General features: G+C 71.4%; 19 protein-coding genes. 9 read left to right on the top strand and 10 right to left on the bottom strand.

Annotation, left to right across the window (positions count from 1 at the left end):
• On the bottom strand, positions 1-749 hold a 749-nt coding region (locus FHX82_RS33855; RefSeq protein ID WP_183177002.1), incomplete at its 3' end, for an IS110 family transposase.
• 229 nt (positions 750-978) lie between these two features.
• Between FHX82_RS33855 and FHX82_RS33850 the strand changes: the two genes are divergently transcribed.
• On the top strand, positions 979-1,728 hold the full coding sequence (locus tag FHX82_RS33850) for an alpha/beta fold hydrolase (RefSeq protein ID WP_145934839.1): 750 nt from the start codon (positions 979-981) through the stop codon (positions 1,726-1,728).
• A gap of 55 nt (positions 1,729-1,783) precedes the next feature.
• Here FHX82_RS33850 and FHX82_RS33845 read toward each other — a convergent pair whose 3' ends face one another.
• Positions 1,784-2,662: an SDR family NAD(P)-dependent oxidoreductase gene (locus tag FHX82_RS33845; RefSeq protein WP_145934840.1), complete on the bottom strand. Its 879-nt coding sequence runs from the start codon at positions 2,660-2,662 to the stop codon at positions 1,784-1,786.
• A 121-nt stretch (positions 2,663-2,783) separates the two neighbouring features.
• Here FHX82_RS33845 and FHX82_RS33840 point away from each other — a divergent pair, with 121 nt between their 5' ends.
• Positions 2,784-3,578, top strand: a complete 795-nt coding sequence (locus FHX82_RS33840; RefSeq protein ID WP_145934841.1) for a FadR/GntR family transcriptional regulator — start codon at positions 2,784-2,786, stop codon at positions 3,576-3,578.
• 23 nt (positions 3,579-3,601) lie between these two features.
• On the opposite strand, the gene FHX82_RS33835 is transcribed toward FHX82_RS33840, so the two are convergent.
• Positions 3,602-4,789: a CaiB/BaiF CoA transferase family protein gene (locus FHX82_RS33835; protein WP_145934842.1), complete on the bottom strand. Its 1,188-nt coding sequence runs from the start codon at positions 4,787-4,789 to the stop codon at positions 3,602-3,604.
• Between the two features lie 2 nt (positions 4,790-4,791).
• On the bottom strand, positions 4,792-5,985 hold the full coding sequence (locus FHX82_RS33830) for an acetyl-CoA acetyltransferase (RefSeq protein WP_145934843.1): 1,194 nt from the start codon (positions 5,983-5,985) through the stop codon (positions 4,792-4,794).
• Between the two features lie 137 nt (positions 5,986-6,122).
• On the opposite strand from FHX82_RS33830, the gene FHX82_RS33825 reads away from it, so the two are divergent.
• Together FHX82_RS33825 and FHX82_RS33820 are read left to right on the top strand one after the other, a co-directional pair.
• A complete protein-coding gene (locus FHX82_RS33825; RefSeq protein WP_145934844.1) occupies positions 6,123-7,580 on the top strand; it encodes an OB-fold domain-containing protein in 1,458 nt (485 codons plus the stop codon).
• A gap of 42 nt (positions 7,581-7,622) precedes the next feature.
• Complete coding sequence (locus FHX82_RS33820) at positions 7,623-9,173, top strand: ABC transporter substrate-binding protein (protein WP_145934845.1); 1,551 nt, start codon at positions 7,623-7,625, stop codon at positions 9,171-9,173.
• A 59-nt stretch (positions 9,174-9,232) separates the two neighbouring features.
• Here FHX82_RS33820 and FHX82_RS33815 read toward each other — a convergent pair whose 3' ends face one another.
• Positions 9,233-10,117: an SDR family NAD(P)-dependent oxidoreductase gene (locus tag FHX82_RS33815; protein WP_183177001.1), complete on the bottom strand. Its 885-nt coding sequence runs from the start codon at positions 10,115-10,117 to the stop codon at positions 9,233-9,235.
• Between the two features lie 67 nt (positions 10,118-10,184).
• Here FHX82_RS33815 and FHX82_RS33810 point away from each other — a divergent pair, with 67 nt between their 5' ends.
• Positions 10,185-10,949, top strand: a complete 765-nt coding sequence (locus tag FHX82_RS33810) for an SDR family NAD(P)-dependent oxidoreductase (RefSeq protein ID WP_183177000.1) — start codon at positions 10,185-10,187, stop codon at positions 10,947-10,949.
• A gap of 10 nt (positions 10,950-10,959) precedes the next feature.
• Here the strand turns inward: FHX82_RS33810 and FHX82_RS33805 are convergent, their stop codons facing one another.
• A complete protein-coding gene (locus FHX82_RS33805; RefSeq protein WP_145934848.1) occupies positions 10,960-12,090 on the bottom strand; it encodes a CaiB/BaiF CoA transferase family protein in 1,131 nt (376 codons plus the stop codon).
• A 77-nt stretch (positions 12,091-12,167) separates the two neighbouring features.
• Here FHX82_RS33805 and FHX82_RS33800 point away from each other — a divergent pair, with 77 nt between their 5' ends.
• The 4 genes from FHX82_RS33800 to FHX82_RS37920 all read left to right on the top strand — a co-directional run bounded on the left by FHX82_RS33800 (position 12,168) and on the right by FHX82_RS37920 (position 18,426).
• Complete coding sequence (locus FHX82_RS33800) at positions 12,168-13,715, top strand: ABC transporter substrate-binding protein (protein ID WP_145934849.1); 1,548 nt, start codon at positions 12,168-12,170, stop codon at positions 13,713-13,715.
• A 254-nt stretch (positions 13,716-13,969) separates the two neighbouring features.
• Positions 13,970-15,256, top strand: a complete 1,287-nt coding sequence (locus FHX82_RS37925; protein WP_145934850.1) for a cytochrome P450 — start codon at positions 13,970-13,972, stop codon at positions 15,254-15,256.
• A gap of 56 nt (positions 15,257-15,312) precedes the next feature.
• On the top strand, positions 15,313-16,764 hold the full coding sequence (locus FHX82_RS33790) for an aldehyde dehydrogenase (RefSeq protein WP_145934851.1): 1,452 nt from the start codon (positions 15,313-15,315) through the stop codon (positions 16,762-16,764).
• A 30-nt stretch (positions 16,765-16,794) separates the two neighbouring features.
• Entirely contained in the window at positions 16,795-18,426 is a 1,632-nt protein-coding gene (locus FHX82_RS37920) for a GMC family oxidoreductase (RefSeq protein ID WP_145934852.1), read from the top strand.
• 102 nt (positions 18,427-18,528) lie between these two features.
• Here the strand turns inward: FHX82_RS37920 and FHX82_RS33780 are convergent, their stop codons facing one another.
• The 4 genes from FHX82_RS33780 to FHX82_RS33765 all read right to left on the bottom strand — a co-directional run bounded on the left by FHX82_RS33780 (position 18,529) and on the right by FHX82_RS33765 (position 25,041).
• The gene (locus tag FHX82_RS33780; RefSeq protein ID WP_183176999.1) at positions 18,529-19,812 is read right to left on the bottom strand and encodes an MFS transporter; all 1,284 of its coding nucleotides are present in this window, start codon (positions 19,810-19,812) and stop codon (positions 18,529-18,531) included.
• 725 nt (positions 19,813-20,537) lie between these two features.
• Positions 20,538-21,791: a CaiB/BaiF CoA transferase family protein gene (locus tag FHX82_RS33775; RefSeq protein WP_145934854.1), complete on the bottom strand. Its 1,254-nt coding sequence runs from the start codon at positions 21,789-21,791 to the stop codon at positions 20,538-20,540.
• 167 nt (positions 21,792-21,958) lie between these two features.
• Positions 21,959-23,533, bottom strand: a complete 1,575-nt coding sequence (locus tag FHX82_RS33770; RefSeq protein ID WP_261377168.1) for an acyl-CoA synthetase — start codon at positions 23,531-23,533, stop codon at positions 21,959-21,961.
• On the bottom strand, positions 23,530-25,041 hold the full coding sequence (locus FHX82_RS33765; RefSeq protein WP_145934855.1) for a class I adenylate-forming enzyme family protein: 1,512 nt from the start codon (positions 25,039-25,041) through the stop codon (positions 23,530-23,532). Before FHX82_RS33765 ends, FHX82_RS33770 begins: the two co-directional genes overlap by 4 nt.
• Positions 25,042-25,068: the final 27 nt, after the last annotated feature.

Here is a 25,068-nt window from a genome sequence, read left to right as displayed (position 1 = left end):
TGTGTGAGCTGTTCATCGAGGGCGATCACTCCCTTCGCCATGTCTGTGACCAGCTGCGCGGCCAGTTGCTCGCCGGGCAGCGTGGTGTGGTGGGACTCGGCCGCTGCCACGACTGTGGTGGCCAGCGTGGTGGCGCTGCGAACCTTCTGCGAGCGCAGCCATTCTTCGAGTCCTGCTGTGCCGAGTTGGCGGATGGTGGCTGGTGTCTGGACGCGGGTGAGCAGGACCAGTGGCCCGCGGTTGGTCAGATCCAACACACGTTCCAGGGCCGGGCTGATGCCCAGCAGTTGCTCGTGCAGCCGGTTGACCAGGCGGACCCGGTCACCGGTCAGATCACGGCGGCGGGCGACCAGCATCCGCAGTTCCACGATCAGTTCGTCGTCGACGCGCAGCGGGCTCAGGTCTCGGCGCATCCGGGCTTGGTCGGCGATGATCGCGGCGTCTTTCGCGTCGGTCTTGCCCTCGCCCCGGTAGCCGTCGGCGGCGCGGTGGACTTGGTTGCCCGACAGGTAGCACACCTGCTGGCCGTGCGCGACCAGCAGCGCCAGCAGCAACGCGGCGCCACCGGTGCTGACGTCGACGGCCCAGCGCACCTCGTTGGCCAACGCGGTGACCTGGCTGATCAGTTCCAGCAATGTGGTCTCGTCGTTGCGCACCCGCCGCGACAGTTTCCGGTTGCCCTCGACATCGATCACCACGACGTGGTGGTGTTCCTTGCCGATGTCCACCCCGGCCCATGCACGTTCCACTCGCATCTGCCTGCCATGACCAGCATGTTGTCCCGCAGACGACCTCGCCGGCCTATCCCTACGCAGCGATCGGGTCGCAATTCTCAATCAGCGGCCGAGTCGTCACGGAGGCGGCGGGCGGCCAATCGGAGGAAGCCACACCAACGGCAGATGACTGAAAGCCACACCCGCCGCCCCTGGGAGCCCAGACCCTACGACTGGCCCGGGTCACCCAAGAAAGAAGGTAGGGATGACTGAGCACAACCGGATGCCGGGCTTCGCGCTCCAGCACGGCGGGTTCCACGGATCGTGGTGCTGGGAGCGCGTCGTGCCGTTGCTGGAGGCGCCGGCCGTCGCGATCGACCTGCCCGGCCGGGAAGGCGATCCCGCCACCCTGCGCGGCATCACGTCCGCCGAGTGGACCCGCGGCGCGCTCGGCCAGATCAACACCCTGCCGACGGACCGGGTGGTCCTCGTGGCGCATTCCCTCGGCGGCGTCACCGCCCTCAACGCGGCGAAGGTCCTGGGCGACCGGCTCGCGCACCTCATCCTGGTCTCGGCATTGGTACCGGCCGAAGGCCAGACGCCCGCCGAGCTCATCGCCCGCGGCGCGCATCGCGACAGTCTCCTCGACGAGACGGGCCAGTTCGGCGTGCCCCCGATCGAGGCTGTCCGGACACTGCTGGCGAACGACGTACCGGACGAGGCGGAGGCCCTGTACGCCCGGCTCCGGCGCGAGCCCATGGGACCGATCTCGGAGCCGTTCACCCACGATGGATTACCTGCCGTCCCGACGACCTACGTCCGGCTCACCCGGGACAACGCCGTCCCGCCTGCGATGCAGGAACAGATGATCGCCAATCTCCCGCACGAATCGGCCGTGACCGAGATCGACGCCGGGCACAACGTGATGATGAGCCGTCCCGGGCAGCTGGCCGACCTGCTCAATCTGGTAGCCGCAAGCGGCGGGAACCGCGCCACGCCGACGCACCGGGGCTGAGGCCGACACAGGGGGGCTGGGCGAGCCCCTCGGTCTCGCCCAGCCCCGGAAGCCCTTACCGGGCGGACTGCACCTTGGCCACCAGGCCGGGCAGTTCCTGGGCCAGTTCGCCGACCGTCCACCGCGCGTCACGGTCGAGCGCCGGGCCCCGGCTCCACGACTCCACGACGGTGACGTGCCCGCCGCGCACGTAGAACGTGCCGCCGGTGATCGGGCAGTCCGCCGTCGCCAGGTAGGCCACGACCGGCGAGACGTTGGCCGGGTCGTACACGTCGAAGGCGCCGTCGTCCTCGGGTGCGGCCATCAGCTTCTTCACCGAGGGCACCGCCTCGGTCAGGCGGGTGCGGGCGGCCGGCACGATGCAGTTCGACCGGACTCCGTACCGCTCGAGCTCGGTGGCGACGGCCTGCGAGAACATGCCCACGCCCGCTTTCGCGGCGATGTAGTTGGCCTGTCCGGGGTTGCCGAAGAGTCCCGAGCTCGACGAGGTGTGGACCACCGAGGCACGGATCTCCTCACCCGCCTTGGCGCGGTCCCGCCAGTAGGACGCCGCCCACCTCGTGGGCACGAAGTGGCCCTTCAGGTTCACCCGGGTGACGAAGTCCCAGTCCTCTTCGCTCATGTTCACCAGGAACTGGTCACGGAGCGCGCCCGCGTTGTTGACCAGCACGTCGAGCCGGCCGAACGAGGAGACGGCCAGCTCGACGAGCGCGCGGCCGGATTCCCATTCGGTGATGTCGTGCCCGCTCGCGACCGCCTCGCCCCCGGCCGCCCTGATCTCCTCGACGACGTCCGCCGCGGGGTGCTCCGAGCCGCGCTGGAGGTCGTTGACCACCACCCGGGCACCCTCTCGCGCCAGCAGCTTCGCGTGCGCCGCTCCGAGGCCACGCCCCGCGCCCGTCACCACGGCGACCCGCCCGTCGAGACTTCCCATGCTTCGACCTCCTCAAGACTTTGGTCAATTCAGTATACTTAACTAGCTACCCCGACTCAACCTGTCGATGATTCGCCGAGTGATGTCCACGATCACCAAATTATGAATATACTGTTCTGTTATGGCGAGCGACTCATCCTCCGTGGCCCCGGTCCCGGCACTCCCCCGCCCGGACGTGCCTGCCCTCGAATCCGCCCCGAGCAAGCTCGCCGAGCAGGTCGCGCGCCGGCTCGAGGACAAGATCGTCGAGCTCGGCTGGCCCGTCGGCGAGGTCATCGGATCGGAGCCCGACCTGCTCGCCGAGTTCGGGATCAGCCGGGCCATCTTCCGCGAGGCCGTCCGTTTGCTCGAACACCACTCGGTGGCGCGCATGCGCCGTGGGCCGGGTGGCGGGCTGGTGGTGACCACCCCGAACACGTCCTCGGTCGTCCGGGCGGCCGCGCTGCACCTGCAGTTCGACCACGCGAGCCCACGCGACGTGTTCGAGGCGCGGTCGGCGCTCGAGCTCAAGATCGTCGAGCTGGCGACGGAGAACATCGACGAAGACGGCATCCGGCTCCTGCGCGCGACCCTCGACCAGGAGGCGGCGATCCAGGCCTCGGACCGGCTGGGCACCCACGACATCCACCTCGTCATCGCCGACCTCACGGGCAACCCCGCGATGCGGCTGTTCCTGGAGGTCCTCACGAAGCTGACCGTGCCGCCGCGCACTGAAGGAGTCGAGGAGGTGCGCGAGCGCGGCCGCCACGTCCGCCACGCCCACGACCGGATCGTGGAGGCCATCGTCGCCGGCGACGTGGCGCTCGCGCGCCACCGCATGCAGAGCCACCTGGTGGCGATGAGCCGCTACCTCGCGCGACCCGGTACGTCCGGGGAGCACAGCGCCGCGCTTCCCGGCCTGCATCCGGCCGACTGACCGGCCGCCGGTGGCCCGGGTGCTCAGCGCGTCGGGCCGCCGGTGCGCAGCACTCCGGCCGCGGCGAGTTCCTCCCGCTCCGCGGCGGACAGGCCGAGCCCCTCCAGGATCTCGTCCGTGTGCTCCCCGGGCAGCGGCGGCGGGCGGCGCACCGACGACGGCGTCGCGGTGAACCGGGGCGCCGGCGCGGGTTGCGGGACCCCGAACCGCGGCTCGTAGATCCCGCGGTGCCGCACCTGCGGGTGCTCGGTGGCTTCGTCCAGGTTCAGCACCGGCTCGACGCAGGCGTCCCGCCCGGCGAACTCCGCCGCCCACTCGTCCCGGGTCCGGGTGCGGAAAGCCTCGGCCAGCCGCTTCTTCGCCTCGGTCCACAGTGTCCGGTCCTGGTGCGCGGCGAGCATGGCCGGGTCGCCGTCCAGTCCGACGCCGCGCAGCAACTCCTCGTAGAACGTGCGCTCCATGGCGCCGACGCTGACGTACCCGCCGTCGGCGGTCTCGTAGACGTCGTAGTAGGGCGCCCCGGTGTCGAGCAGGTTCGTCCCGCGCGGCCCCCACGAGTCCATCGCCCGCAGCGTATGGACCACGGTGGCCAGCAGCGCGGACGCGTCGAGCATCGCGACGTCGACGACCTGCCCGCCGGCGCCCGCCCGGGACGCGAAGACGCCGGCCAGCACCGAGATCGCCAGCAGCATCCCGCCGCCCCCGAAGTCCCCCACGAGGTTCAGCGGCGGGACCGGCCCGCCGTCCGCGCGGCCGATCAGGTCGAGAACCCCGGACGCGGCGAGGAAGTTGATGTCGTGACCGGCCGTCCGCGCGTACGGCCCGTCTTCCCCCCAGCCCGTCATCCGCGCGTACACCAGGCCGGGGTTCGCCGCGAGACACTCCTCCGGCCCGGCCCCCAGCCGGCTCGTCACACCCGGGCGGAACGGATCGATGACGGCGTCCGACGACCGCACGAGCCGCAGCAGGAGATCCGCGCCGGACTCATGCCGCAGGTCCAGCGCGATCGACCGGCGACCGCGGTTGAGCAGGTCGAGCCGCGGGTCGTACCCGGCGAGCGGCCGGTCCAGTGCGGTGAGCCGGTCGACCCGGATCACGTCAGCGCCCAGATCGGCCAGCACCATCGCCCCGAACTGCGAGGGGCCCTTCGACCCGTGCTCGAGCACGCGAACGCCGCGCAGCGGCGGGGTACCCGGACCTGGCGTGTGCACGGTCAGTCCCGTCGCGTGCCGACGACCGAGACGAACGAGACGCAGTCCCCCGGCGGACCACCGAGGTTGTGGGTCAGCCCGAGCGTGCGCCCGCGCAGATCGATCTGCCGTTCCGCGGGAGCGGCGCCGCGCAGCTGGAGCCAGCACTCGTAGAGCATCCGCAGCCCGGACGCGCCCACCGGGTGCCCGAAGCTCTTGAGGCCCCCGTCCGGGTTCACCGCCAGGTCACCGTGCAGGTCGAACCGTCCGGCGAGGACGTCCTTCCAGGCCGAGCCACGGGCGGAGAACCCGAGGTCCTCCATGAGCACCAGCTCGGTCGGGGTGAAGCAGTCGTGTACCTCGGCGAGTGCGAGCTCCCGGGCCGGATCCTCGACCCCGGCCTGCGCGTAAGCCTGCTGTCCCGCCGCCACGACCTCCGGGAAGGTCGTGAAGTCGTACTCCGTGTCCCGCTGACCGGACCCGTCGCCCGCGACGAGCGCCAGACCCTTGACGTACAGGGGATCGGGCCGCCGGGACGGCGCGTCCTCGCCCCGGACGATCACCGCGGCCGCGGCGCCGTCGCTGACCCCGGAGCAGTCGAACACCCGCAGGTCGCCGGCGACGCGGGGGGACCGCTCGATCGTCTCGGCCGCGACCTCCTTGCGGAACTGGGCTTTGGCGTTGCGCGCGCCGTTGAAGTGGTTCTTGGCGGCGATGTGGGTGAGGACGCGCCGCAGCTCCTCCCGCGACACGCCGTGGCGTTCGGCATAGGCGGGCACGAGCAGGCTGAAGTAGGCCGGGCCGGTGAGCTCGGTACGCGTGCCATCCTCGGGCACCGGGACCGGCACCAGGCCGGACGTGCCCGCGTCCTTCATCTTCTCCACGCCCAGCGCCATGACCACGTCGTAGGCACCGGCGGCGACGGCGTAGGAGGCGTTGCGGAACGCCTCGGAACCCGTGGCGCAGAAATTCTCGACCCGGGTGACCGGCCGGCCGGCGAGCTTGAGGGGACGGCTGAGCGTGAGCCCGCTCATGCCCGTCGCGCGGGTGCCCAGCCAGAAGGCATCCACGTCGGACAGGGTCATCCCCGCATCTTCGACCGCGGCGAGCGCGGCCTCGACGATGAGGTCTTCGGGGCCGCGATCCCAGAGCTCGCCGAACTGGGTCAGGCCCATGCCGACGATGGCGGCCGCGTCTCGGATGCTTCGCGCAGACATGATTTAAAGATACTCATCTACCCCCCACTAGGGAAGTCAGACCGAGAAATCCTGGACTTACCACCGAGATCCTTGGCTAGTGTCCATAATTTCGTATACTCTAATTGCCCTTACTCCGGCGATCAGCGGAGCGTGACGTGAACGCACTCGTGGCCTACGGGTCCTACCTGCCCCACCATCGGCTCGACCTCACCGACATCGGAGCCGTGCTCGGCACGCCGGGCGGACGTGGGCGGCGCACCGTAGCGGGGTACGACGAGGACACCACCTCCATGGCCGTCGAGGCGGGCCGTGCCGCCCTCGCCGGCTTTCCCCGGGACGAGATCGGCAGCCTCCTCCTCGCGATCGGCGAACCCCCGTACCTGGACCGGACCAACGCCGCCGCGGCGCACGCCGCGCTCCGGCTCCCCGGTTCCGCTCTGGCCATGGACCTGATCGGATCGGCACGGGCGGGAGCGGCCGCGCTGGCGACCGCGGCCACCAGCCCGGGGCCCACGCTGGCCGTGCTGTCGGATCTCCGCGGCGGCCTGCCCGGCGGGGCCGACGAGCGGAGCGGCGGTGACGCGGCGGCGGCCTTCGTGCTCGCACCACCGCGGCCGGACCGGCCCGCACTGGCGGAGGTGCTCGCGACGGCGTGGACCACCGACGAGCTCTTCGACCGCTGGCGGGTGCCTGGTGAGCCGGCATCGCACGTCTGGGAGGAACGGTTCGCCGAAGGTCCTTACACCGATCACGGCCTCGATGTGCTCCGCCGTGCCCTGCGGGAGGCGGGGGTGGAGATCGGCGCCGTCGACCACCTCATCGTCACCGGTCTCCACCAGCGGGCGGCGCGGGCGGTGGCGGCCAGGGCCGGCGCACGCCGCGAGGCGGTGACCGACACGCTCGTCACCCGGGCCGGCAACCCTGGCACCGCGCAGGCCGGCCTCCTGCTCGCCGACGTCCTGGACCGGGCCGGCGCCGGCGAGGTCGTCGTGCTGGTCGTCCTCGGCGACGGGGCGTCCTGCCTGGTCCTGCGCACCACCGCCGCTCTCCCGGACCACCGGGCCCCGGTCACGGTCGCCTCCCAGCTCGAGGGAGGCGCGCCCGTCTCCTACGGGACATTCCTGACCTGGCGTGGCCACCTCGTCCGGGAACCACCGCGCCGGCCCGACCCCCAGCCGACCGCCGCGCCGCCCGCGCACCGCGCGACGCCCTACAAATACGGTCTCGTCGCCGGCCGGTGCTCGGCCTGCGACACCGTGAACATCCCCGCGGAGCACGTGTGCGTCCGCTGTGGAGCGGTCGACACCCAGCAGCCCCACCCGCTCGCCGAACGCGGCGGCCGGGTCGTCACCTTCTCGATCGATCACCTCGCGTTCTCCCCGAGCCCGCCGGTGATCGCCGCCGTGGTCGACTTCGCCGGCGGCGGACGGTTGATCTGCGAACTGACCGACGTCGACCCCGGCGACGTGGTCGTCGGCATGCCGGTGCGCATGACGTTCCGGCGGACCGCCAGCGCCGCCGGGGTGCACAACTACTTCTGGAAGGCCCGTCCGGACGTCACAGCGGTGTCCGGCGAACCCGCGAACACCCAAGCCGCGAGCGCTCACGGCTGACCCGCAGCCCAGTTCCCCACCCCTTCGACGAGGAGAACAACGATGTTGTCCAGAACGTCGCGCCTCACGGCCATCCTGACCGCCGCACTGACCGCGGCGAGCCTGACCGCGTGCGCCGGAGCCGGCCGGCCGGCGACCACCGCGGGCGGGGAGGTGAACCGCGCCGCGACGGTCCGCTTCTCGATCGCGAACCCACCGGTCCAGTTCGACCCGATCGCCTCCCGCAACGAGATCGGCGACGTCACCTACTTCGGCGCCCTGTACGACGGGCTCACCGGGGTCGACCAGAACGGCGGCCTCGTGCCCCGGCTCGCCGAACGGTGGGCGGAGTCCCCCGACAAGCTGTCCTGGGCCTTCACCCTCCGCCCCGGTGCGCGCTTCCACGACGGCGCGCCGATCGACAGCGCCGCCGTCGTCGCCAACCTCGAACGCGCGCTGGCGGCCCGCTCGGCCAACGGTTTGCTGAAGGCCAAGCTCGGCCCGGTCACCGGAGTTCAGGCCACCGGTCCCGCCACCGTGACGTTCACCGTTTCGGCGCCCTACCCCAGCCTGCCCGCCGCACTGGCCAGCCCCGTTCTCGGCATGGCGAGCCCGGCCGCCTTCGCCACACTGGCCACCGCACCGGTCGGCTCGGGGCCCTACAAGTTCGTCTCCCAGTCGGCCAACCGCGCGGTCTACGAGCGCTTCGACGGCTACTGGGATCCGGGGGCCGCCAAGGCCGCCCGGCTCGAGCTCCTGTCCATCCCGGACGGTCCCGCCCGGATGAACGCGCTGCGCAGCGGCCAGATCGACGGGGCGAACGCACAGATCAACCTCTACGCCGACACCAAGGGATTCCAGTCCGACCCCGCCTACCAGGTACTGACCAAGCCGACGCAATCGGTGTTCACGCTGTACCTGAACACCACGCACGCGCCCCTGGACAACCCGGACGTCCGTCGCGCCCTGAACTACGCCGTGGACCGCAACGCCCTCAGCGCCCTGGTGGGCGGCCTGTGCCAGCCCGCGGTCCAGCCGTTCCCGACCGGCCCCGGGCACATCGACGGCGCCGAGCAGCAATATCCCTACGACCCGGAGAAGGCGAAGCAGCTGCTGGCCGCCGCCGGCGCCACCGGGCTCACCCTCGACGGGATCTTCCTGGCCGCCGGGCTGTCCCAGACGCTGGCACCGGCGATCCAGGCGCAGCTGGCGAAGGCCGGCATCAATCTCCGGATCAACGGTGTCAACCAGAACGACGCGCGCGGGATCTTCCGCAGTGGCAAACCGGATCTGATGGTCCACCAGATCAATGGCGAGCTGGACCCGGCGCTGACCCTGGAGAACAACTTCCTCGGCCTGGACAGCCCGGGCGGCGCCTCGCCGGAGATCACCGCCCGCGCCCGGCAGGCCATCGCGGCCCCCATCGGCTCGCCGGAACGCACCGCGGCACTGGAGCAGTTCAGCCGGGCCGTGATCGCCGAACCGGTCCATGTCCACGTGTGCAGCATCCCGAACCTCTTCGCCGGCACCGCCAAACTCGTCGGCCTGGACCAGATGCCGTGGAGCTCGATCACGCTCAACCCCGACATCCGCACCCTCGGCCTGACGAACTGAGGCTCCGGCGGGTGTGCCTGGCGAGCGATCCGCTCGCCAGGCACACCCCTGTTCCGGCCTCAGGACGGGTTCACCTCCGCACCCGCCGTCGACAACCGGTCCGCGGCGTCGGTGTCGACCTCCGCACCGCTCGGGAACCCGGGCATGTCCGCCACCTGACGGTCCATGTGGGACAGTCCGGTGGCGCCGCCGTCGACGGGAACGATCGCGCCGGTGATGAACCCGGCCTGGTCCGACACGAGGTGCGCGGCGGTGTAGGCGATGTCCGACGGAGTGCCGACCCGGCCCTGGTAGTACTTGCGGATCATCGGGCCGAACTGCGGATCGTCCAGCATCGCCCGGATCGCCGGCTCGCCGGTGTCCACGAAACCCGACACCAGGCAGTTCACCCGCACCGAATACCGCGAATAGTAGGCCGCCATCGACCGGGTCAGGCTGACCATGGCCCCCTTGCTGGCGGTGTAGGCGTCGAGGCCGGCGCGCCCCTGCATCGCCGCGGTCGACGCGATGTGGACCACGGAACCGCCGCCCGAGCGCACGATCTCGGGCAGCGCGTACTTGCTCGCGAGGAAGGTCCCGGTGGTGTTCACGCGGAAGATCTGTTCCCAGTCGGCGAGCGCTATCTCGGTGACCGGGCCGTCCACTTTCCACCGGCCCTGCACCCACGCCGCGTTGTTGACCAGCGCGGTCAGCTTGCCGAAACGCTCGACCCCGGCGCGGACCGCGCCCCGCACGTCCTCCTCGACCGTGATGTCCATCGGTACGTACAACGCCTGTCCGCCCGCTTCGGTGATCGTCCGCTCCAGCTCCGCACCCGCGTCGCGGCTGCGGCCGGTCACCACGACCCGTGCGCCCTCGTGCGCGAACAGCTCCGCCATCCGCCTGCCGATCCCGTGGGTCGAACCGGTGATCAGCACGACCTGGTCGTCGAGCCTTCTGCTCATGTCCCTCGCCTCGATCCTTCTTGGTATTCCTTTTTCTTCCCGGTATTCGGAGGTTGTGATGTCCTGTGTGGACGATTTGACGGGCCGGGTCGCGCTGGTCACCGGCGGTGCCGGTGGCATCGGTGGCGGCGCCGCGGCGGAACTCGCCCGCCGTGGCGCCGCGGTCGTCGTGCTGGACCACGCGCAAGCCGGGCCCGCGGACGCCGCCCGCCGCCTTTCCGGCACGACCGGCGCGGAGCTGACCGGGGTCGCCGCCTCCGTCGTCGATCCGGTGGAGGTCGGCGCGGCGGTCACGGCGGTCCTGGACCGGTACGGCCGCCTCGACATCGCCGTCAACGCCGCCGGCGTGCCGGGCCCCCGCGGCCCGGTCACCGGCCTCACCGACGCGGACTGGGACCTCGTCGTGCGGACCCACCTCTACGGCACGATGCACGTGACCCGCGCGGTACTGCCGTCGATGCTCGCGGCGGGCTGGGGCCGGATCGTCAACATCACCTCCTCGGCGGCCTGGGACCCCGGGCCGGGACTGACGCCGTACGCGGCGGCCAAGGCGGGCATCACCGGGTTCACCCGGTCCGTCGCCGCCGAGGTCGGGCAGCGCGGGGTGACCGTCAACTGCGTCGCCCCGGGCCTGACCGCCACACCCGCGGTCGAGGCCAAGTGGCCCGATCCCGAGGACCAGGCCGCGCAGACGCGCCGGCTGGGGTCGGTCGTGCCGCGGTTCGGCCGGGTCGGGGAAATCGCGGTCGCCGTGGCCACGCTGTGCCTCCCGTCAGCCGCCTACACGACCGGGAGCACCGTGCACGTCAACGGCGGTTCCTACATGCCGTGAAGGGTCCCGGCTATCCGCGGCCGAGCGCCGTCCAGCCGTCCGCCCGCACGGCGTCGCCGTCTTCGTCGATGGCGGGCACGTGGCGGTGGACCACGGACCGCAGACCGTTCAGCGGCAACCCGAGCGCCGGCGCGGATCCGGGTTCCTCGCCTTCGTGCAGCATCCCCAGCGACCGGACCAGTTCGTCCTCTAGCGCCTCGTGCGGCGTCCGCACCGGCCCGACCGACACCTCGTGGTCCCGGAGCACGGTCTCCCAGTGGGCCAGCGGACGCGCCGCGATCGCGGACCGCAACATGTCGTCGAGCTCGCCGAACCGCTCCTTGCGCTGGGCCAGCGTGGCCAACCCGGGATCGTCGGCCACGTCGGGGCGCCCGATCGCGCGGCACAGTTCCACCCAGCCCCGGTCCTCGATGGTCGACATCGTGAGGTGGCGGCCGTCGGAGGTGACGAAGACGCCGACCCCCGGCATCCGTCCTCGCGACGGCGTGCCGACCGGGTGCACGAGCCGGCACAGCATGGGGTACATCCACGCCAGCGCCGCGGAAAAGCACGGGGCTTCGATCCGGACGGGCGCTCCCGCCGGCCGGGCGAGCGCCGCGAGGATGCCGATCGTGGCGTACATCCCGGCCGCGTAGTCCGACACCGGGTAGGGCACGTCGTAGGTGGGCCCGCCCTCGCCCGCCAGCACCGCCAGCGCTCCGACGCGCGACTGGAACTCCGAGTCGTGGGCCCGGTCGTGCGCGAACGGGGACGCGGCCGGAACACCGGGGAGCGAGACGTAGACCAGCCGGGGGTTCAGCCGGCCCAGTTCCGCGAACCCGGCGCCGATCCGCTCGGCGACGCCGGGCCGGAACCCTTCCACGACCACGTCTGCCTCCGCGGCGAGTTTGTGCAGCTCGGCGCGGTCGCCGGGGTCGCGCAGGTCGAGTGCGATCGAGTGCTTGCCCCGGTTGTAGGCCCGGAAGTACTCCGGCACCGACAGCCGTTCCAGATCGCCATGCGGAGGCCGCTCCACCTTGAGCACCGTCGCGCCGAGATCGGCCAGGATCTGCGTCGCGAACGGACCGGGCGTGTAGTTCGACAGGTCCAGCACACGCAGGCCGTCGAGCTGCGCCGGGACTCCAGTGTCCTCTGGTGGCATCGGGCTTCCTCCTGGACTCCAAGATGAGTACCCTAAATTAGCGCCATGAGGGGCGTCAGTAAAGGAGGACCGATTTCGTGACAACGACGTCCGCCCGGTATTCCGGGCTCGCGCGGGCCGCACTCGCCGGCCTGCTGGTCGCGGTGCTCGCCGCCTGCGTGCCCGCTACCGAGAGCGGCACCGGGACGGCACGCGACGGCGACCCGGCCGCGCGCGTCACCGTCGCCATGAGCGTGCCGGCCAGCCAATGGGACCCGATCGCCACCGTGAACGAGGTCGCGGACAACATGTACTTCTCGCTGCTCTACGACCGTCTGCTGACGGTCGGCGCGAACGGCGAGATCGTCCCCCAGCTCGCGACGGGCTACACCGTCTCCGCTGACGGCCGCTCGGTCCGCCTGGACATCCGCCCGGGCGCGACCTTCCAGGACGGTTCGCCGATCGACGCCGCGGCGGTGGTGGCGAACCTGGAACGAGCACGCACCAGCGGCAAGGCGGTCGCCTCGTCTCGCCTCGCGGGCGTGACCGCGGTCCGCGCCGAGGGCACCGCGGTGGTCCTCGACCTCGCCGCCCCCGACCCCGCGCTGCCCGCCGAGCTCACCAGTGTCGCGCTCTCGATCGCGGCGCCGTCGGCGTTCGGCCGGCTGGGCACCGAGCCCGTCGGCTCCGGTCCGTACCGGCTCGACCGGGCAGGCCAGGACCGCGTGTCCTTCACCCGCTACGACGGCTACTGGGACCGCGGCCCGCGGGCCGCCGGTTTCGACGTCGTCGCGATTCCGACGACGTCGACCCGGCTCAACGCCCTGCGGTCGGGTGAGATCGACTGGGCCTTCGTCAACCTCGACGCCGCCGCGGAGATCAAGCAGTTCCAGAGCGACCCCGCCTACCGGGTCACCCAGGTGCCGACCCGGTCGGTGTTCGCCCTGAACCTCGACACCCGCGTCAAGCCGCTCGACGACCCGCAGGTCCGCCAGGCACTGAGCGCGGCCATCGACCGGAACCTGCTGAACAACTCCTTGCTGGGCGGGATGTGCCCGCCGTCCGTCCAGCCGCTCGCCGCCGGCCCCGGCCACCTCGACAACGCACCGGCGGGCGGCCCCGACGTCGCGCAGGCCCGGGCGACCATCGCGGCACGGGCACCGGGGCTCGTCCTGCCCACCGTGGTGGCCAACGGGACCGCGGCCGCCACGCTCGCGGCAGCGCTGCAGCCGCAGCTCGCCGAGATCGGCGTGACGATGCGGATCAACTCCATCGACGGCCGCTCGGCCAGGCCGGAGTTCCGGTCCGGCCACTTCGCCGCGCTGCTGCAGCAGGTCAACGCCGAGGTGGACCCGCTACTGCAGCTCCAGCTCAACTACGCCGGCCCGGACGCGCCCGGAGGGGCTTCGCCGCAGCTGGCCGGCCTGCTCGCGGCCGCCGGGCAGCCACCGCTGGGAAGTCCACAACGGACGGAGGCGCTCGAGGCGGTCTCCCGCGACCTCGTCGCGCAGCCGGTGCACGTCGTCATCTGCGGGGTGCCCAACACCTACATCGCCGCCGCCGACGTCGTCGGAACCGACAAGATGCCGATGAGTGACGTCCTCAACCCGGCCGACGTCCGCACGCTGATGAAGGTCGCGGCGTGAGCGTGTGACAGGTGCGGGCTACCGCCGGACGCCGTGGTCCGTGACCACGGCGTCCGGCCGGCCACCATCTGCCCGCGCACAACGGTTACCGACGCGCACGGTGATCCCTCCCTGTGGCGCCGGGACGGCGGCTGCGCACGGCCTCCATCGCGAGCCGGGGCGCGTTCGTCACGTCCTGCGCCAAGCACAGTCCTGGTGAAAAAGAGGATACTTTTGTAAGGTGCTTCGACCGACGTCACTCAAGGGAGAGTGAAGTGTCCGCAGCAACCGCCGCGCCGGGCCCCGCCCCGTGGGCCACGTACCGCGACCACGACCTCGACGCGGAGTACGAGAAGGCGCTGAAGACGTCCGACGACTCGCTCCACGACCCGCACCCGATCTATGACGAACTACGCGGGCAGGGCTCGGTCTACCGGGGTGACGTGCTCACCGACGTATTCCAGCTGCCGTACTCGATGGCGAACGCGGCGGGCGACAGCGACAGGAAGGTCTTCACCTTCCTCAGCCACGACGCCTGCGCGCAGGCCTACCGCCACCCGGAGATCTTCAGCTCGACCGTGCTGCAGGAAACCGTCGGGCGCGTCCAGGGGAACAGCCTCATCACGTTCGACCCGCCCGAGCACACCCGGCTGCGCCGGCTGCTGACCGAGGCCTTCACCAAGAAGCAGTTCACCCGCTGGCGGGACGAGATCGTCGACCCGGTGGTCCAGGAGGTCTTCGCCCAGTTCGCCCAACGTGGTTCAGCGGACCTGATGCGGGAGTTCGCACTCTGGCTGCCCATCCGGGTCGTGCACGAGATCATCGGCCTCGACACCGGGCTGCTCGGGGAGTTCACCCGGCTCGCCGTGGGGCTCCAGCTCGTCAAGACCCGCCCCGACATCGCCGGCGCCGCCTCGCGACGTCTGGCCGGACTGTTCGGCGAGGTGATCGACCGGCGCCGGCGCGAACCCGGGAACACCACCGTCGACGTGCTGATCGACGCCCGGGTCGACGGCGAGCACCCGCTCACCGACGACGAGATCCTGGCGTTCCTGCGCGTGCTGCTCGTGGCGGGCGGGGAAACGACCACCCGTGGTCTCGGCTCGCTCCTGGTCGGCCTGCTCAACGACCCGGAGCAGCTCGACCTGCTGCGTCACAACCGCACCCTGCTGCCCCAGGCGGTCGAAGAGGCTCTGCGCTGGGAGTCTCCCACCCAGTTCAACTACCGCCTCACCAAGGCCGACGTCGAAATCGACGGCGTGCACATCCCGGCGGGCTCGGGCATCAACCTGTGCATCGCCGCCGCGAACCGGGATCCGGCGCGCTACGAGGACCCACACCGCTTCGACATCCGCCGCAAGCCTCGCGGCCACCTCGCCTTCGGCTTCGGCGCCCACCTCTGCATCGGCATGCACGTGGCCCGGACGGAGATCACGCTCGCGATGAACGCGGTGCTGGACCGGCTCCCGGGAGTGCGTCTCCCGGCCGGCCGCGGCCCGCTGACCATCGAGGGCTCCACCTTCCGCAACCCGTCGACGATCCCCGTCGAGTGGGACGTCTGAGCCCCGGCCGAACCGTCTCCCGGCCGGGCAGACCGGCGAAGAATCGAGGAAGCGCAGTGCCTGGATATGACTACGACCGGATCCTGATCGGCGGCCGCTGGACCGAACCCGCGAGCCCCGAGAAGGTCGAGGTCGTCTCCCCCACGACCGAGGAGGTCGTCGCGCGGATCCCCCGCGTCACCGCCGCCGACGTGGACCGAGCCGTCGACGCCGCGCGGGAGTCGTGGCGGCGGCGGGCGTGGCGCGACGCCCCACCGGACGAGCGGATCTCGGCGGTCCGCCGGCTGGCCGACCTGCTCGCGGAGCACGCCGACGACCTGGCCCAGCGCGTCACGAGCGAAATGGGCTCCCCGATCACGATGTCGAAGGGCAGCCAGGCCGGGGCCATCGGCCTCGTCCGCTCGTTCGCCGACGCCTACGAGAAGCTGACGCTCGAAGAGCGCAGGCCGGGTCCGCGCGGGCCGGCGTGGATCCTGCGGGAGCCGGTCGGTGTGGTGGCCGCGATCTCGCCGTGGAACGGGCCGCTGTTCCTGTCCCTGGTCAAGGTCGTCCCGGCGCTGCTGACCGGGTGTTCGGTCGTGGCCAAACCGGCCGTGGAGACCCCGCTGACCGGGTTCGTGCTCGGCGAGCTGCTCCAGCGGGCCGGCATTCCCGACGGGGTCGTGAGCATCCTGCCCGCCGACCGCGACGCCGGGCAGCACCTCGTCGCCCACCCGGGGATCGACAAGGTGACGTTCACGGGCAGCACGGCCGCGGGCCGCCGGATCGCCGCCACCTGCGGCGAGCACCTCAAGCGGGTGAGCCTCGAGCTCGGGGGCAAGTCTGCGGCACTCGCCCTCGACGACGTCGAGGTGGACGTGCTGGTGCCGGCACTGCTCGCCGGGTCGTTCTACAACAGCGGTCAGGCGTGCAACGCGCTGACCCGGCTGGTCGTGCACAGGTCCCGCCATGACGAGGTGGTGGACGCGCTCATCGACGGGGTCAAGGGGCTCGTCGTCGGCGATCCGGCCGATCCGAAGACCCAGATCGGCCCGATGGCCTCGGCCACGCAGCGCGCGCGGGTGGAGAGCTACATCGAGGCCGGGCGCGCCGAAGGCGCCACGGTCGCGTGCGGCGGCGGACGGCCGGCCGACCTGCCCCGCGGGTGGTACGTCGAGCCGACCGTCTTCACCGGCGTGGACAACTCCATGCGCGTCGCGCAGGAGGAGATCTTCGGGCCCGTCCTGTCGGTGATCCCGTTCGACGGTGGCGACGAAGCGGCCGTCGCCATCGCCAACGACTCGGACTACGGCCTGCACGGCGCGGTGTTCACCGCCGACCCGGAGCGCGCGCTCGCGGTCGCCCGGCGTGTCGAGAGCGGCACCTTCACGATCAACGGCTACCTGACCAACACCGCCGCGCCCTTCGGCGGGCTCAAGGCCAGCGGACTCGGCCGCGAGTTCGGACCGGAAGGGCTCGGGGAGTTCCTCGAGTACCGGACGATCAACGACCCGCGCGCCTCCTCCTGAGCCGCTCCCCGCATCGCGATCGGAGAAATCGTGACAGTCCACCAGGAATGGGATTACATCGTCGTCGGTGCCGGTTCGGCGGGCTGCGTACTCGCGGACCGGTTGTCGGAGTCACCGGGCAACCGGGTACTGGTGCTGGAGGCGGGCGGGTCCGACCTGCACCCGATGGTGCAGCTGCCGGTCGGCCTCTACCGCATGCCCCGCGGTCTGGACTGGAACTACAGCGCCGAGCCCGACGCCTCGCTCGGCGGCCGTACCGACAAGTGGGCCGCGGGCAAGGTGCTCGGCGGCAGCAGCTCCGTCAACGGGATGATCTGGGTCCGCGGTGACCCGGCGGATTTCGACGAGTGGGAGAAACTCGGCGCCACGGGGTGGGGATACGCCGACGTGCTGCCCTACTTCCGGCGAGCCGAGACCTACCGCGGTGGCAGTGACCGCTTCCGCGGCGGCACCGGTCCGCAGCACGTGGCGCCGGTCGGCGTGCGGCACCCGCTCAACGACGCCTTCCTGATGGCCGCGACCCAGGCAGGTCTGCCGTTCAACCCGGACTACAACGGCGAACGCCAGATCGGCGCGGCGCGGACACAGGTGTCCCAGCGGCGCGGCCTCCGGTGGAGCACCGCGCGGGGCCACCTCGCCCGCGCCCGGCGGCGCCGCAACTGCACGGTCTGGACGCACGCGCAGGTGCTGCGCGTGCTCGTCGAAGGCGGACGCGCGGCGGGCGTGGAAGTCCGCCGCGGGAACACCGTGACGCAGGTCCGTTGCGCCGGCGAGGTCGTGCTCAGCGCCGGCGCGATCGCCAGCCCGCGCCTGCTGATGCTCTCCGGGATCGGGCCGGCGGACCACCTGCGCGAGCACGGCGTCCCGGTGCTCGCGGACGTGCCCGGCGTGGGCCGCAACCTCCAGGAGCACGCCTGCGCGCCGATGTCGTTCGAGGTCAACGTCCCCAGCCTCAACCAGGAACTGCACGCGTGGGGGTTCGTCCGGCACGGGCTGGACTTCGTGCTGCGCGGGCAGGGCGGCGCGACCGCCACGGCGGCCCAGGCGATGCTGTTCGGCACCTTCTCCCCGGAGAGCACCCGCACCGACTTCGAGGTCATGTTCGCGCCGTTCGGCTTCGAGCACGGCAAGGCCAAACGGAAGAAGGGCGACGGGCACGACGTCCACGCCATGCAGCTGGCGAAGAACGCGGTGGGTCGCGCCCTGCTCTGCCCGGTGCACCCGCACGGCCGCGGCAGCATCACGTTGCGGTCCGCCGATCCCCTGGCACCGCCCCGCATCGACCGCCCGATGTACGGCGATCCGCGCGACCTGCAGGCGATGGTCGAGGTCTTCCGCTTCATGCGGAGGGTCACGGCGGCGCCGGCGTTCCGCAAGTACCTCCGCGCGGAGGTCTCCCCCGGCCCTTCTGCGCAGAGCGACGAGGAGCTCGCCGAGGTGATCAAGCGGACCAGCTACGGCGGGCAGCACGCCGCCGGAACCTGCCGAATGGGGTCCGGCCCCGAGGCTGTCGTCGACCCCGGGCTCAAGGTCACCGGCGTCGACGGGCTGCGGGTCGCGGATGCCTCGGTCATGCCCACGCTGCCCAGCGGCAACACCAACGCCGCGACGATCATGATCGGTGAGAAGGCCGCCGATCACGTGCTGACCAGCGCCCGGTAACGGCCGGTCCGAGGCTCTGTCACGGGTCGGCGGTCACCCGGAACGAGCCACCGCTCCGCACCGGCTGATCACGCTGTGCGGAGCGGTGGCGCCGTCCGGACCTCAGTTCTTCTCCACCGGTTGCGGTGCGAGAACCCTGGCCGGGACCCGCTGCCGCGCCCGGTCGAGCATCACGACGACGACACCGACCGCCGCGGGGAGCACGAAGACGTAGAAGCTCCAAGCCATGTCCAGGCCGGCACCGACGATCCAGCCGCCGATCAGGGGTGCCACCACACCGCCGACCTTGGCCACCCCCATCATCGCGCCGAGCGCGGAACCACGGACGCTGGGGTCGAACCGGGTGGCCGAGTGGCTGTTGAGCAGGCTGATGGTGCCCTGGGTTCCGATCCCCGCCAGCACCAGACCGGCGTAGAGCAACCAGACCGGGGGATCGACCGAAAGCAGCAGCAACGACAACACCGCGATGCCGAAACCGACGACCAGGACACGCTGGCCGCCGAAGCGGTCGGCCAGCCTGCCCAGTACCAGGTCGCCGACGACCGCTCCCGCCGACATGGTCAGCAACATGGCCAACGCGGACCCGAGGGGGTAGCCGGCATGCCGCATGATCTCGGGCAGCCAGGTGTTGAGCCCGTAGGCAAGGATCTGCGCCAGCAAGCCCGCCATGGCGAACACCACCAGTGGCCGCAACTGCGGGCGGCGCAACAGAGCCGACAAACGCGCTCGCCGGGCCGCCTCGGGCGCCTGCGGCACGGGTATGCCGAACCGCCGCGCGATCGCACCGGCTTCCTCCGTCCGGCCCTTCGCCGCCAGGTAGGCCGGCGACTCGGGCAGCCAGCGCCACGCCACGGGTGCCAGCACGACCAGCGGAATGACGCCGATCGCGTAGATCACCCGGAACCCGGCCGACTGCACCAGCGCGATCGACACCACCGCGCCCAGGATCATGCCGACGCCGTAGCCGGTGTTCATCACCGCCACCGCGAAGTTGCGCCTGGTGTGCGGAGCGAACTCGATGGTGAGCGCGACCGCGATCGGCATCACGCCGCCGAGCCCGAGACCGCACAACGCGCGGCACACACCGAACACGGCCGGCCCCGGCGCGATCGCGCACAGACCCATGCACACCGAGAACAACGACGCGCTGAACAGCAGCATCCGCCGCCGCCCGATCAGGTCGGTGACCACCCCGGCCAGCAGCGCCCCGATCAACATCCCGGCGACCGCGCCACTACCGATGGCGCCCGCCGTCGCCGCGTCCATGCCCCACGGCTTGTAATCGAGCAGGCTGGGCACGGTCGCGCCATAGACCGCCAGGTCGTATCCGTCGCACACCACGGTCGCGAAACACAGTCCGGCGACCAGTAGCCATTGTTTGCTCATACCCTCGACTCCCTTGTCCAGGCGCTGACGCGCGTCGGAGACGCCGCAGCACCGCGTACTGTCCGGGCTGGTCAACTCGCTTCGACAACGGCGGGCATGCCGAGCCACCCGGCGTGGATCGACTGCACGGCACAGGGAACCGCCGCGGTCTCGTCGATCCGGTAGTCCGGGAACCGCCGGACGGAGGCGCGCGACGTCGTGGTGGGTTCGAGCCGGGCAAGCCACTTGCCCCGTGCCGTCGCCGCTCCCGGTCGGGCAGGACGGTGCCGGGCTGCTCGAACCGCTGGGCATCCCGGTTCGCCGAACCCAGCAGCAGCAGGATCCGCTGTCCTCCGTGCGGCCGCTGGCCGCCGGGCCCGGTGTCCCGGGCCACCATCCGCGCCGAGGCGATCCCTCGGCGAGACGAGCGCGGAGGGCGGCATCGTGCTGCAGGCGGAGCAGCGAGCTGGCGATCGCCTCGGCCGTGGTGCCCACGCCTCCGAACAGCACCGCGACCTGGAGGGACAGCACCTCGTGGTCGTCGAGAGCAGGGGGCTCCGAGGCGCGCACGAGGTGGCTCGTCAGGTCGTCCGCCGTGCCGCCGCGGACGGTAGGCTCTCATTCCTCGTCCTCCTGACTCGCCCGTGGAGGCGACCGGTGGGCATGAGGGAGCGCGCCGCGCCCTCATCGACGGCGTGAGCGGTGCGCACTCCTCATGGACACGTGGTGCGGCAATCGGCCGCGCCTCAGATCACTCCCGCATCACGCAGGGTCTCGATCTCCGCGTCGGACATGCCGAGCAGGCCGCGGTAGACGGCGTCGTTGGAGGCGCCGAGCTTCTGCGCCGGCCACCGCACCGGCGGCACCTCGCCGTCGAACCGCGGGATGGGGGCCTGCACCACCGTCTTCCCGCCCTCGCCGTCGTCGAGCTCGACGAGGTTGCCGCGGGCGACGACGTGCTCGTCGGCGATGATCTCCGCCGGCCCGTTGACCGCCGCGCACGCCACCTCGGCCTTCCGCAGCGCCGCCAGCACCTCGTCCAGCTTCCGCTCCCGGATCCACGCACGCAGCACCTCGTCCACGATCGGGAAACCCGTGTAGAGCCGCTGTTTCTCGGTCGCGAGCCGGGAGTCGGTCGCGAAATCGGGCCGTCCGATCAGCGTCACCAGGCGCTCGAACTGCGCTCGGGTGGACGAGAAACAGGCGATGTAGCGTCGGTCGGCGGTCTCGTACACGTATCCGTAGGAGATGTGCGGATCCGCGCTGCCCGACGGGATGCTGCCCTCGCGCTCGTGCGGCCGCCCGGTGACGCTGTAGGAGGCGATGAGCTCGTTGGCCATGCGGATCGCCGGCTCGTAGAGGGCGACGTCGATGTGTGCCCCGCGGCCGTGCGGGCCGGCGGCCTCACGACGGCGGATCGCTTCCAGCACGCCGATGACGCCGAACATCGCCGAGGTGTGGTCCATGATCGCGACACCAGGGAGCACCGGCGGACGGTCCGGGAAGCCGGTGACGTAGGTCAGCCCGGCGAATGCCGCGGCCGCGAACTCGTAGGAGGGCTGTTCGGAGTAGGGCCCGCTCTGACCCCACCCGGACACGCTGAGGTACACCAGACGGGGGTTGATCGCGGACAGGTCCGGGTAGCCGAGCCCCCAGCCCGACATGGTGCCCGGGCGCATGTTCTCGACCAGGACGTCCGCCCAGCCGACCAGCCGGCGCAGCACCGCCTGCCCCTCCGGGCGCCGCAGGTCGAGCGTGATCGAACGCTTGTTGCGCCCGTGCACCTGCCAGTGCCAGGAGTTGCCGGGCTTGCCGTGCCCGATCGAACGGATGAAATCACCCCGGCCCGGGGGCTCGACCTTGATCACCTCGGCGCCGAGGTCACCGAGGATCGCCGCGGCGAACGGACCGCCGACCAATGTCCCGATGTCGAGCACCTTCAAACGGTCCGGGTCGGTGCCGACCGGACCGAGGCCGCTGTCGTCCCGCTGCTGCTCCATTGCCGCTCCTCGGGGTTACGACTAATTAAGGATACTCTTCACTGTGATCCAGGACTCTGTCAAGAGACGCGGAGCCCCGGCGCCGCCCGGCAACCGGTGCCCAGTCGTCCTCGGGGTCCGCCCGAGGACGACTGGCGATGCAGCACAGGACTACGAGGGGCCAGTGCTCAGCGGATCACGGAGGAGCGGCCCTCCCAGTAGGCCTTGCGAAGCTGGAGTTTGTAGAGTTTGCCGTTGTCCCCGCGGGGAAGCGCGTCGACGAAGTCGACCGACTTCGGGCATTTGTAGTGGGCCAGCCGGTCCCGGCACCAGGCCACGAGCGCGACCTCCAGCTCCGGCCCGGCCGCCACCCCGGGCCGGGGCACCACAACGGCCTTGACCTGCTCGCCGAACTCCGGGTCGGGTACGCCGATCACGGCGACGTCGTCCACCGCGTCGTGGGTGGCGAGAACGTTCTCCGCCTCCTGCGGGTAGATGTTGACCCCGCCCGAGATGATCATGTGCGAGCTTCGGTCGGTGAGGTACAGGTAACCCCCGGCGTCGAGGTATCCCATGTCTCCCGTGGTCGACCAGGTGTCCAGCCGGGAAGCCCGGGTCTTGTCCGGGTCGTTGTGGTACTCGAACACCTCACCGGTGGTGGACTCGAAATAGACCAGCCCGACCTCGCCGGGGGGTAGCTCGGTTCCGTCCGGGCCCACGATGTGCGGGATCCCCACGACGGCTTTCCCGACCGAACCCTTGTGGCGCAGCCATTCCCCGGTCGTGATGGACGTGCTCCCGTTGCCCTCGGTGGCGGCGAAGTACTCGTACACGATCGGTCCCCACCAGTCGATCATCGCCTGCTTCACCTCGACGGGGCAGGGCGCGGCCGCGTGAATCGCGGAGGTCAGGCTGGACACGTCGAAGGCGGCGCGAACCTCCTCCGGCAGGCGCAGGAGCCGCACGAACATCGTCGGTACGAGCTGCGTGCAGGTGATCCGGTGCCGCTGGACGGTCTCCAGGAACGCTGTCGCATCGAACTTTTCCATCACGTACGCCGTGGCGCCGAGCCGGTGCATCGCGGTCGTCCACCACAGGCCGGCGCCGTGGTAGAGCGGCGCGGGACACAGATAGCGGGTGTCACCGGTCCATCCGTAGAGCCGCGCCTGGGTGGTCAGCCACGGGTCGGTGGCGTCGAGCGAACCGGACGGCAGTGGCCGTTTGACGCCCTTGGGCTGTCCGGTGGTGCCCGAGGAGTAGAGCATCCGGCAGCCGGGTGACTCGTCGGCCACCGGGGTGGCCGGAAACCGGCGCAGCACCTCGTCGTACGACTCGTACCCGCCGATGACGCCGCCGGTGGCCAGGCACAGCCGCAGCCCCGGCACACGCTCGGCGACCTTTTCCGCGACGTCGCGGAACCGCGCCGAGGCGACCAGCACCACGGCACCCGAGTCCCGGACGACATACGCGACCTCGTCGGCGGTGAAGCGCGTGTTGACGGGCGTGTAGTAACAGCCGGCGCGATACGCGCCCCAGACCACTTCGAAGACGCGGGGCGAGTTCTCCAGCAAGTAGGCGATGTGCGTGCCGCGGGTGGCGCCCGCGGCACGCAGCGCATGGGCGAAGCGGTTGGACCGCTCGTCCAGCTGCCGGTAGGTCAGGGTCTCGCCGGTCCCGGTCATGACGACGGCCGGCCGGTCCGGCCGCTCCGCCGCCCACGTCGAGAGGAAGGCTTGGCGCGGGCCGGTTTCCGTCGGCGTCACTCCCGCTCGCCTCCCCAGCCGACGAGCTCCAGGACTTCGCGCACCCCGACCTTCATGGTGGCGTTGCGCGGCAACTCGGGCACCGCGGTCACGCGCACCGGGACCTTGTAGGCCTCCAGCCGGGTGCGGACCCAGTCGCGCAGTTCGTCCTCGGACGGGAGTTCGGCCTCGCCCGACGGCGTGACCAGGGCGACCGGTACGGCGCCGAGGCGGCGGTCCGGCGCCCCGACCACGACGGCCGACCCGACCCCGGGGTGGGCGGTGAGCACGCCCGCGACCTCGGACGCGTCGACCTTGAAACCGCCGCGGTTGATGACGTCGTCGGTGCGCCCCTCGATGAACAGGAAGCCGTCCGCGTCGATGCGGGCGAGGTCGCTGGTCCGGATCCAGTCGTCGGTGCGGGCACCGGCGCTCTGCTTCGAGCGCACCTCCAGCACGCCGGTGGTGTCGACGGGCAGGGGCGTGCCGTCCTCGGGCGACACGACGCGCAGGTCCACGCCCGGGTGCGCCCGCCCGACGCTGCCCCGCTTGGCGGAACCGAATTTCTTGTAGTCGCGCAGCGTCCAGCTGGCCACGCCCTGGAATTCGGTGGCCCCGTAGGCCTGGATGACCGGGATGTCGTAGGTGCGGGTGAACTCGTCGGCGAGCGCCTGGTCCAGCGGGGCGGTACCGGCCCGCACCGCACGCAGGGAGGTGAGCCAGTCCGCCGGGATCTTGGCGTCGAGCACCATCCGGATGGCCGCGGGCGGCATCCCCGACACCGCGATCTTGTGGTCGCGCACGGCGGTCGCCCACGCCCAGGGCTCGAAACGGTCCAGCAGCACCATCCGCCTGCCCTCGACGGCCATCACGCACAGCGCGAGCAGAGCGCTGGTGTGGCCCAGCGGGAGCATCTGGACCGCCACCCCCGGGCGCAACGCGGCCGGCGGCTCTTGATCGGGCGAACCGTAGTGCTTGAGCACGCCGGTGACCGAGGCGTCGATATTGGCGTAGGTCATCGCGATGCGCTTGGGCGGACCGGTGGTGCCGCTCGTCTGCAGGCTGATCGCCACGCCGGGTTCGCCTGCCGCGGGCGGCGGCGAGCCCGCCGGACGGGCCACGACTTCGTCCACACCGGACAGATCGTCGCCGATCCGCAGTCCGGTGGCGCCGATCTGGGCGACGCGCTCGGTGAGGCCCGCGCGCTCCCAGTCCTCCGCACAGGCGATCACTGTCGCCGGCCGCAGGTGGTCCAGCTCGTCCAGCACAGCGGTGTCCGGGTGCATGCCGTTGATCGTGAGGCAGTGCCGCCGTGCGGCCAGCAGACCCAGGATCGCGGCGACGACGCCGGGCCGGTTGCGGGTGATCAGCGCGATCGGCGTGGACCGCGGCACGCCGGCGAGGCGTTCCTCGAGCGCCTGGGCGATGGCGCGCACCTCGCCCCACGTGCTCCACCGTCCTTCGTACTGCACGACGGGGACCGCGGGATCCAGGGCCATCACTTCGCCGATCCGGGCGGACACGTCCACGGCGACCTCCTCTCTCGACACGCACGA

The organism is Amycolatopsis bartoniae (assembly GCF_014191255.1).
GTDB lineage: Bacteria > Actinomycetota > Actinomycetes > Mycobacteriales > Pseudonocardiaceae > Amycolatopsis_E > Amycolatopsis_E bartoniae.
The sequence above is the reverse complement of the archived record's forward strand: the minus strand, read 5'-3'. Positions and strand labels throughout refer to the sequence as shown.